The organism is Acidimicrobiales bacterium (assembly GCA_041394185.1).
Taxonomy (GTDB): Bacteria; Actinomycetota; Acidimicrobiia; order Acidimicrobiales; family Poriferisodalaceae; genus JAAETH01.
Map to the genome: position 1 here is coordinate 333,656 of JAWKIQ010000005.1, position 9,351 is coordinate 343,006.

Below are 9,351 nucleotides of genomic sequence, written 5' to 3' on the forward strand. Positions count from 1 at the left end.
CGTCGCTAGAGTTCGGGCGACTTCCCCCTTCTCAAATCGACGAGAAGGAAGCCTCAGGGTGTCGTACGACCCACTGCTCGCAGCTGCGGCCCACACTCACGGAATCTTCACGCGCCGCACGGCACGCGGGCTCGGAATCAGCAGCAGCGGCTTCGACCGCCGCATCAAGACCGGAAAGCTCATCAAGGTTCACCGAGGGGTGTACCGGGTGTCGACGGTCGCCCGGACGTGGCAGAGCGAAGCACTGGCGGCCTGTTTGAGATATGGCGGTGTCGCGAGCCACGTCACAGCTGCACGTCTTCACGGGCTCGGCGAATTCACATCCACAACGCCAGACATCACCGTGGCACACGGAGCGTGGCAACCGTCCATCGGTGCCAGATTGCACACATCGAGACAGCTGCACCTCACCACCCCGATTGAGAAGGACGGCATCGCGTGCACACCGATCGATCGAACCATTCTGGACCTGGGGGCAGTGCTCGATGTGAACCGACTAACCGATCTGACCGACGAGGCGATTCGTCGGCAGATGCTCGAGTGGCGGCACCTCTACACAGTGCTGGCCATACATTCGGCCCACGGCCGCAACGGATGCGGCACCCTGCGAGCCGTCCTCGATCGGCAGGACCCGGCAAAGCGGGTACCCGAGAGCAAGTGGAGCCGCATGGTCGAGCGCCTGCTGCTGACGCACGGGCTGCCAAAGCCCGAGCTCGAGTACGAGATCGAACGGCCCGACGGCCCACCGGTTGGTCGTTTCGACCTGGTGTACCCCCATGCACGACTGGTGATCGAGCTCGACAGTCGAACCTGGCATGACAACGCCGAGAAGTTCGAGTCGGACCGCGAGCGGATCCGTGAGCTTCAAGTAATGGGCTGGACCATCTTGCCGCTGACCTGGAAACAGTTCGTGTCCGATGGGGCTGGCTTCGCCGCCCAGGTGGCAGCCGCACTGATGTCGCGGATTGGGGTCGACCCGTCCCCGCCCGATACGGAGGCGACTAATCCCCGGTTTTCGGGGCGAACCGACCTCCAGATCGCTGGGGCGCGCGTCAGCGGCCGAGTTGGCTGAGGTCGCGCACGGCTCCCCTGGCGGCCGAGGTGGTCATGGCCGCGTAGGCCCTCAAGGCCTGCGACACGTGACGGTCGCGATCGACGGGTGTCCAGGCCGCGGCTCCGCGATCGGCCTGGGCGGCGCGGCGACGCTCGATCTCGGCCTCGTCGACCGCCAGATTGATCGTGCGGTTGGGGATGTCGATCTCGATGATGTCGCCGTCCTCGACCAGACCGATCAGGCCACCTTCGGCCGCCTCTGGCGACACGTGACCGATCGAGAGGCCCGCTGTTCCGCCCGAGAATCGACCGTCGGTCAGCAGCACACACTGGGCGCCCAGGCCTCGCGACTTGATATAGGTGGTGGGATACAGCATCTCCTGCATGCCAGGCCCTCCGCGCGGACCTTCGTAGCGCACCACGACGACGTCGCCTGCCACCACCTTCGACTCGTCGAGCACGCCCTCCATGGCGGCTTCCTGGCTCTCGAACACCTTGGCGGGTCCGCTGAACTTCAGGATCGACTCGTCGACACCGGCTGTCTTCACGATGCAACCGGCCTCGGCGAGGTTGCCGTACAGCACCGCCAGACCTCCGTCTTGGCTGTAGGCGTTGTCGACCGATCGGATGCAGCCGCCGACCCGGTCGGTGTCGAGTGATGGCCAGCGGGTCGACTGGCTGAACGCCACCTGGGTGGGTATGCCCGCAGGCCCCGCCAGGAAGAACTCCTTGGCCTGTTCGGTGCAGGTGGGTCGCATGATGTCCCACTGGTCCAAAGCGGCGGCCAGGGTCTCGGAATGCACGGTGGGCAGCGACGTGTCGATCAGCCCGGCCCGGTCGAGTTCGCCCAAGATCGCGATGATGCCGCCGGCACGGTGAACGTCTTCGACGTGGTATTTGTCGGTCGACGGAGCGACCTTGCAGATGTTGGGGGCAACACGCGACAGGGCGTCTATGTCGGCCATGGTGAAGTCGACTCCGGCTTCCTCGGCCGCGGCCAGGATGTGAAGCACGGTGTTGGTGGAGCCACCCATGGCGATGTCGAGCGCCATCGCGTTGTTGAATGCAGCCTTGGTGGCGATGTTGCGCGGCAGCACCGACTCGTCGTCTTTGAAGTAGTAGCGCCGGGCCAGATCGACGACCGTGCGGCCCGCTTCCAGGAACAGACGCTCGCGGTCGGAGTGCGTGGCCAGGGTGGTGCCGTTGCCAGGCAATGACAGGCCGAGCGCTTCGGTGAGGCAGTTCATGGAGTTGGCGGTGAACATGCCCGAACACGACCCGCAAGTGGGGCACGCCGAGCGCTCGACAGCGGCGACGTCTTCGTCTGATACCCGGCGGTCGCCGGCCGCTTGCATGGCAGAGATCAGGTCGACCTTGACCTCGTTGCCCGCCAGGCGGGTCTTGCCGGCCTCCATGGGTCCGCCCGACACGAACACGGTGGGGATGTTGAGGCGCATGGCGGCCATCAGCATGCCCGGGGTGATCTTGTCGCAGTTCGACAGGCACACCAGGGCATCGGCCTTGTGGGCCTCGACCATGTACTCGACCGCGTCGGCGATGAGGTCGCGACTGGGAAGGCTGTAGAGCATGCCGCCATGGCCCATGGCGATGCCGTCGTCGACGGCGATGGTGTTGAACTCCTTGGCCACCGCACCGGCTGCCTCGACCTCGCGGGCGATCAACTGGCCCAGGTCTTTCAGATGCACGTGACCGGGCACGAACTGGGTGAACGAGTTGGCGATGGCCACGATTGGCTTGCCGAAGTCGTCGTCGGTCATGCCCGTGGCCCGCCACAGAGCCCGGGCCCCCGCCATGTTGCGGCCTTGTGTGCTGGTGTTCGAACGAAGCTCTGGCATGGCGCCGATGTTATCGGCGACCGCCAGCGCGGCCCGACTCAGCCCAGGTCTGGCATGGCGGTGCGCAGCGACGACATGGCCTGGCCGATGCGCTGCTCGTTCTCGATGAGAGCGAAGCGAACGTTGCCCTCACCGCCCGGTCCGAATCCGACACCGGGCGACACGGCCACCTTGGCCTCGCGCACCAACTTCTTGGCGAACTCGACAGAGCCCATGTCGCGGTACGGCTCGGGTATCGGAGCCCACGTGAACATCGTGCCCTTGGGGGGCTCGATCTTCCAGCCGATGCGGTTGAGACCCGAGACCAGGGCGTCGCGGCGTCCTTGATAGATCTGGCGCATCTCGGCGGGATAGTCGGGTGCCTCGTTCATGGCGATGATCGAGGCGATCTGGATGGGCTGGAACGTGCCGTAGTCGAGATAACTCTTGAGCTTGGCCAAGGCCGCGACGACTTCGGGATTGCCCACCATGAACGCCACCCGCCAACCGGCCATCGAGAACGACTTGGTGAGCGAATAGAACTCGACAGCCACCTCCTTTGCCCCCTCGGCCTGCAGGATCGACGGCGGCTGATAGCCGTCGAAACCCAGGTCGGCGTAGGCGAAGTCGTGCACCAGCAACACCTCGCGCTCGCGGGCGAAGTCGACCACGCGCTGCATGAAGTCGAGGTCGACACACGTGGTGGTCGGGTTGTGAGGGAACGACAACACGATGACCCTCGGACGGGGCCACGAATATTCGAACCGATCGACCAGGGCGTCGAAGAACTCGTCGCCCGTGGTCAGCGGGACCTCGCGAACGTTGGCACCGGTGAACAGCGGCCCGAAGATGTGTCTGGGATACGACGGTGCCGGCACCAGCACCGCATCGCCGGGCGCCAGCAGGGTCCACATCAGGTGCGAGAACCCCTCCTTGGCACCGATGGTGTTGATGACCTCGGTGTCTGGGTCGAGGTCGACGTCCCAGGTGCGCTTGTACAGGTTCGACACGGCCAGGCGCAGCTTCGGGATACCCCGGCTGGCCGAATAACGGTGGTTGCGAGAGTTGTGAGCAGCCTCGGCCAGCTTGTTGACCGCGATCTCTGGCGAGGGCAGATCGGGGTTACCGAAACCGAGGTCTATGACGTCGGCACCGGCACGTCGCATCTCGATCTTCAGCGAGTCGATGATGGTGAAGACGTAGGGCGGCAGGTTGGTGATGCGGCGGAATTCCACGCGGGCGAGAGTATCGGGCGATGCGGGGTGTCGCGACAGCGATTAGAGCGATCGGGCCGACAACGCGGCGCCCAACGCGCCGGCGCGTTCGCCCAGGGCCACCGGTTCGATGCGCAGCGGTGGCCGGTATGCGCCCGCAAGCACCATCGAGTCGTAGTGGTGACGCACCCGCTGATCGAACAGATCCCAGTCGGTGACGAGCCCACCACCGAGGATCACCATCTCTGGATCCAGCACCGCTACAGCGTTGGCGAGACCCAGCGCCAACCACCAACTGAAGCGGTCGACGACCTCGAGAGCCGCCTTGTCTCCGTCGCGAGCTGCACGGGTGACGTGCTCGCCCTTGACGTTCTCGACATCGCCGCCAGCCAGGGTCAACAGCCGGGGTGCCTCGCCGCTGGCGACAGCTTCGCGCCCCATCCACTGCAGTCCCGAGCCGCTGGCATAGCGCTCGAGGCACCCGCGGTTGCCACAACTGCACTGTGGCCCCGACGGGTTGACCACGGTGTGACCCAACTCGCCCGCCATGCCGAAGGCACCGCGGTTGACCATTCCGTTGACGATGATGGCATTGCCGAAACCGGTTCCGAGGGTGATCAGAACTGCATCGGAGACTCCGCGGGCCACACCAAGCGCCAGCTCGGCGGTGGCCGCGCAGTTCGCCTCGTTGTCGACGAACACCCCGGTCTCGAGTCGGTCTTCCAGCAGCGCCTGAAGCGGCAGGTCGCCGAGGTCGAGGTTGGGGGCAAAGGCCATGCGGCCACTGAGGTCCATCTGACCAGGCAGACCCACCCCTATTCCGTCGAGTCCACCCGCCAGCTCGATGAGTTCGTGGGCCATGGCCTCGACCACGTCGATGAGGGCCGTGGCACCTCGCGGGGTGGGCACGCGACTCTCGGCGACGATGCGGTTGTCGGGGTCTACGACGACGGCCAGGCACTTGGTGCCACCGACATCGATTCCTGCGGTGAAGCCCGAGCTGCTCATGAGGGACGGCTCGGCCTGCGGAGGCGGATCAGACCGTCTCGGCGCGCGACTGGAGATCGTCGAGCGCGGTGTGGATGATGCGACCCTCGGCACGTCGCTTGACGAAGCCGGGCAAGGGCACGGCCAGTTCGACGATCAGGTGGTAGGTGACCTGGCACTTGTCGGCCTCGCCATCGACGGGCTCGAACAGGTAAGAGCCTTCGAGCCGCTTGGTGATGTCGCCACTGTCTTGTGTCCACGACAGGACGCGCGGAGCATCGGAGTGGTCGTAGCGCAGCGTGTAGGTGGCAGAGCGCCCCATGGCCGCAGCACGAAAGGCCACCAGCTCGGCCCGACCCTCGGCGTCGGCGTCGACCACCTCGGCGTCTTTCAAGTCGGTGGTCCACTCGGGATAGCTGGCGAAATCGGTGGCGATCTCGTAGCAACGTGCCGGCGATGCGTTGATGACACGGGTCTCTGTTGCTTCGTCCAGCACCGCTGGTTCTCCCTCGACTGGATGGTCTTGATCGACTGGTCGATCTTGATTCTGCCACCGTCTGGGAGTGTTTCCCATCACAACCTGATCCGCCATGCGAGGTCGGAACTGACCGTGCCTCGCCGACCACATGCCCGCCAGGCCCATTCCCAGCAGCGGGGCGAGAATACCGAAGGCCATGAACGAGTAGGGCTTGACCGCCGCGGCGGCCAGCGATGCCACTACCTGAACACCCAGAGCACCCAACATGTTGATGCGGACGTCCTTGGGAGCGCCCTCGGCCAGCAGATAGAGACCTGCGACAGACAACTCGTCGGTGCGGCTGCGCTCGACAGCGATCAGGTAAGACCACGCGAACGTCACGACCCCACCGGCGAACATTGCCACCGAGACGGCGACGACCAGCCAGCCGAACCACGACGGCGCCACCAGGCCCAGAACCAAGCTGATGCACAACAGGCCTGTGGCCGCCCAACCGAAACGAACGATGTCCCAACCTGGCCGATCAGTCGACATCGAGCCGACCCCTGAGACCTGCTTCGAGCCCATGGTGCAGTGTGGCCGCCAGCTTGTCGTATGAGAACTCCTCGACCGCCCGCTGCCTGGCCGCCGCTCCCATCTGGCGCCGCAAGGCGCGGTCGACCAAGAGCAGGTCCAGGGCCGCCACTACGTCGCCCGCGTTGGACGGTCGGTCTACGACCAGACCTGTGACCCCGTGTTCGACCGCTTCGGCTGCGCCGCCGCTTTGGCCCGCCACCTGTGGCACTCCGGCCGCCGCCGCTTCGAGGAACACGATTCCGAAGCCCTCTTGTTCGAGGCCACCCCATCTGACCCGACACAGCATCGCCGACACGTCGGCCATGCCGTAGACCGCAGGCTTGTCGGCCTCGTCGAAACGGCCCAGGAACTCGACCGGTGCCCCCGACGAGGCAGCCCGCTTCTCGAGGCGTTTGCGATCGCGACCGGCGCCTCCGATCAGGACGCGGAGCCCCGGGTGTCGCGGCTCCAACTGCGCTGCGGCCTCGATCAACACGTCGAATCCCTTGCGGGGCACGAGACGACTGACCCCCACGATCAGGGGGGCATCGGGCTCGACACCGAACCGGCGGCGCGCGGCCACGCGTTGGGATTCGTCGAGAGGAGAGAAGCGTTCGGTGTCGACGCCGGGCGGCACATGCAGCGATGCGAGCCGACGGCCGGCACTGCGTTCGGCCTCGGCTACCGCATATTGCCCCGCCCCTATGACGAATCGGGCGTTGCGAACGACGCGGGCCAGGGCCTGCGAGCTGATGGGCAACCGGCCAGGCACGGCCACCTCGGCACCGTGGAGCACCACGGCATAGGGGTGGCGAAGCGATGGCCCTACCCAACCGAGGGGCAGGGCCGGGTCGATCACCACCAACTCGGCACCCACCTCGTCGGCCAGACGGTCGATTCGCCTGGCCATGCCCGGACGAGGCAGCAACACAGGCTCTCGGGCCCGGTCGACTCGGAAGGCCTGCTGAGCGTCGAATTCAGCAGCCCCTTGGTAGGGGGTTGTCAGAACCGTCACCTCGTCGGCCGGCAGACGGCGCCACAGCTCCCACAGATACGCCTGGATCCCGCCGACCTTGGGCGGGAAGTCGTTGGTGACCAGAAGATGGCGAACCACCGGATGGACCCTAGCGGCGCGCGTCGACGTGTCGAGCGAGTTCGGCCTGAACAATCGGGTCGGCCGCAACCTCGGCGGCGATGTGATCGACCAGCCGATCGAGACCCAGACGCTTCGCCGCCCACACGGCGTGGGCGACCACCAGCGCCTGATCGCTCGACAGGCAGCGCTCGATGACGTCTGCGATATCGGGGTCTTGAGGGTCGGCGACGTTGGCCAGCACCACCAACGCGTTGCGCCGCAGGTACTCGGGACGGCGCCTGGGTATGTACCAGGCGCCGTGGCTTTCCAACAGCTGATCGTCTGTGCAGTTGAGCATGTCGACGGCGTCCGACCAGGCCTGTTGTGGCGTGGCCTGCGCCGAGTCGTCGCGGCTGCGGATGAAGCGCACGTTGGGCGGGCAGACCTCCTGGCAGTCGTCGCAACCGTAGATGCGGGCGCCCAGCGCAACGCGGTGTTCGGCCGGAAACACTCCGTCGGCCTGGAGCAGCCACGCCAGGCAACGTCTGGCGTCGAGCTCGCCTGCGGTGTCGAGGGCCCCGGTTGGACACGCGATCTGACACCGCACACAGGTTCCGCACCCGTCTGGGACCTCCCCGGTTGTGACGTCGACCTCGGCATCTGTGACGATCGAGCCCAGCACGAACCAGCTTCCCGCGCCCTCCAGCAGCAACATCGTGTTCTTGCCGAACCACCCCAAGCCGGCTCGATGGGCCGCTGCGCGGTCTATCAGCCGGTTGTCGTCGAGCACCACCACAGCCTGGGCGCCCGCGGCGCGCAGGTGCGACGCAACGACCTCGAGGCGGGCCGCAAGTTCGTCGTAGAACGGCTGCCACACGAACCGTCCGACGAGCGCGGGCGCCTTGGCCTCGGTCGGCGACGGTGGCTGTGGCCGGTAGTACGCAAGAGCGCCGACCAGAATCGTCTTTGCGCCGGGCAAGATTCGCGATGGATCGGCCGAGCGCTCGGGTCTGCCGTAGGTGAACCACATGCCCCCGTGCAGCCCCCTCGCCTTGCGCTGCTCGATGACCTGGCGAGCATCGGTGAACTCAGACGCATCGGTGGCGCCGAAGGCATCGATGCCCGAGGCCGAGGCCAGGTTGGCTAGGTGGGCGAATTCGAGGCTGGGCACACGACCATTGTGCTCAGACCTCGGCCCGATGCCTGAGCTTGGGCACCAATCCACCGGCGCCAAGCGCCTTCAGCGCACGCGCCTCGGCGAGATCGATCACCACCGCCTCGTCCTGGTCGTCGCGTACCAGGTAGGTGACCATGCAGTCTTGGCAGGCATCTGTGCGGCGCGCCACACAGATGTCGCAGTCGATGACGAGGGCTAGGTGACGGCGGGGTTGGTCTCGGCTCGAACCGACTGACATGGCTGCGGCCTCCTGGGCTGCGGTCGACTGATCGACCCGGTTGTTTCGGCTACTCGCGGACGGTACGACGGGGGTGGGACAGCCATCCTGAGATGGCACAGCAATCCTGAGATGGCACGGCCGTGCTGGGATAGCAGAGCCGTGCTGGGATAGCAGAGCCATCCTGCCGCATCGAACACCTGTTCGCAAGTGGTCGCAGCGGCGCCGAAGTCAGCGCAACCAGAGAAAGAACGCCGGACTGCCGGCGGTATTCGCGCCCAATCTGGCGGCCCGGTACTGGACCTCGTGATCGCTCGACACGACCAGCACCGGCGTGGAAGTCGCAATCCCTTCCACCATCTCGATGATCACGTCGTCGGCGACGACGCCAGGCGGCGACCAGGTGACCCTGACGTTCCTCGAGTTGGTGGACGGCCTGGCCACCACGTCGGCCCCATCGAACACGACGTCGACGACGACGTTGGTGGCGACCAGATTGGCCGCGATGCCAGTCAACAGACGCTGGCGCTGCAGCGCGAGATCGAGGTCGGGCCAGCCGGTCTTGGCCACGTTGTAGCCGTCGACGACCACCCTGATACCAGGAACTTCGATCAGGTCTGCCACGCCGTCGACCGAGTCATCAGGCACCCCCCTGGCCATGCGCAACGGGACTCGTTTGGGGCGCGACGGCCTGACCTGGTCTTGCACCGCTGCCTTGTCGGCTGCGGAGCCGTCGGGGACGAACGTGTCGGTGTCTGAG

Annotated in this window: 9 protein-coding genes; 1 reads left to right on the forward strand and 8 read right to left on the reverse strand. The window is 66.1% G+C overall.

Annotated features, from left to right (window positions below):
• The first annotated feature begins 58 nt into the window (after positions 1 to 58).
• The gene (locus R2770_21655) at positions 59 to 1,072 is read left to right on the forward strand and encodes a type IV toxin-antitoxin system AbiEi family antitoxin domain-containing protein (GenBank protein ID MEZ5283071.1); all 1,014 of its coding nucleotides are present in this window, start codon (positions 59 to 61) and stop codon (positions 1,070 to 1,072) included.
• Here the strand turns inward: R2770_21655 and ilvD are convergent.
• The 8 genes from ilvD to R2770_21695 all read right to left on the reverse strand — a co-directional run.
• Complete coding sequence (gene ilvD / locus R2770_21660; protein ID MEZ5283072.1) at positions 1,053 to 2,909, reverse strand: dihydroxy-acid dehydratase; 1,857 nt, start codon at positions 2,907 to 2,909, stop codon at positions 1,053 to 1,055. The two genes, R2770_21655 and ilvD, sit on opposite strands and share 20 nt — an antisense overlap.
• Positions 2,910 to 2,947: 38 nt before the next feature.
• On the reverse strand, positions 2,948 to 4,123 hold the full coding sequence (locus R2770_21665; protein ID MEZ5283073.1) for an aminotransferase class I/II-fold pyridoxal phosphate-dependent enzyme: 1,176 nt from the start codon (positions 4,121 to 4,123) through the stop codon (positions 2,948 to 2,950).
• A 42-nt stretch (positions 4,124 to 4,165) separates the two neighbouring features.
• On the reverse strand, positions 4,166 to 5,110 hold the full coding sequence (locus tag R2770_21670) for an ROK family protein (GenBank protein MEZ5283074.1): 945 nt from the start codon (positions 5,108 to 5,110) through the stop codon (positions 4,166 to 4,168).
• A 28-nt stretch (positions 5,111 to 5,138) separates the two neighbouring features.
• Positions 5,139 to 6,101, reverse strand: coding sequence for an SRPBCC family protein (locus tag R2770_21675; protein ID MEZ5283075.1), 963 nt, complete (start codon positions 6,099 to 6,101; stop codon positions 5,139 to 5,141).
• Entirely contained in the window at positions 6,091 to 7,236 is a 1,146-nt protein-coding gene (locus R2770_21680; GenBank protein ID MEZ5283076.1) for a glycosyltransferase family 4 protein, read from the reverse strand. The genes R2770_21675 and R2770_21680 overlap by 11 nt, the downstream gene beginning before the upstream one ends.
• A gap of 10 nt (positions 7,237 to 7,246) precedes the next feature.
• On the reverse strand, positions 7,247 to 8,368 hold the full coding sequence (gene queG / locus R2770_21685) for a tRNA epoxyqueuosine(34) reductase QueG (GenBank protein MEZ5283077.1): 1,122 nt from the start codon (positions 8,366 to 8,368) through the stop codon (positions 7,247 to 7,249).
• A gap of 13 nt (positions 8,369 to 8,381) precedes the next feature.
• Entirely contained in the window at positions 8,382 to 8,612 is a 231-nt protein-coding gene (locus R2770_21690) for a hypothetical protein (protein MEZ5283078.1), read from the reverse strand.
• 210 nt (positions 8,613 to 8,822) lie between these two features.
• Positions 8,823 to 9,351 (reverse strand): NYN domain-containing protein (locus R2770_21695; GenBank protein ID MEZ5283079.1); only part of this gene is annotated, 529 nt, incomplete at its 5' end.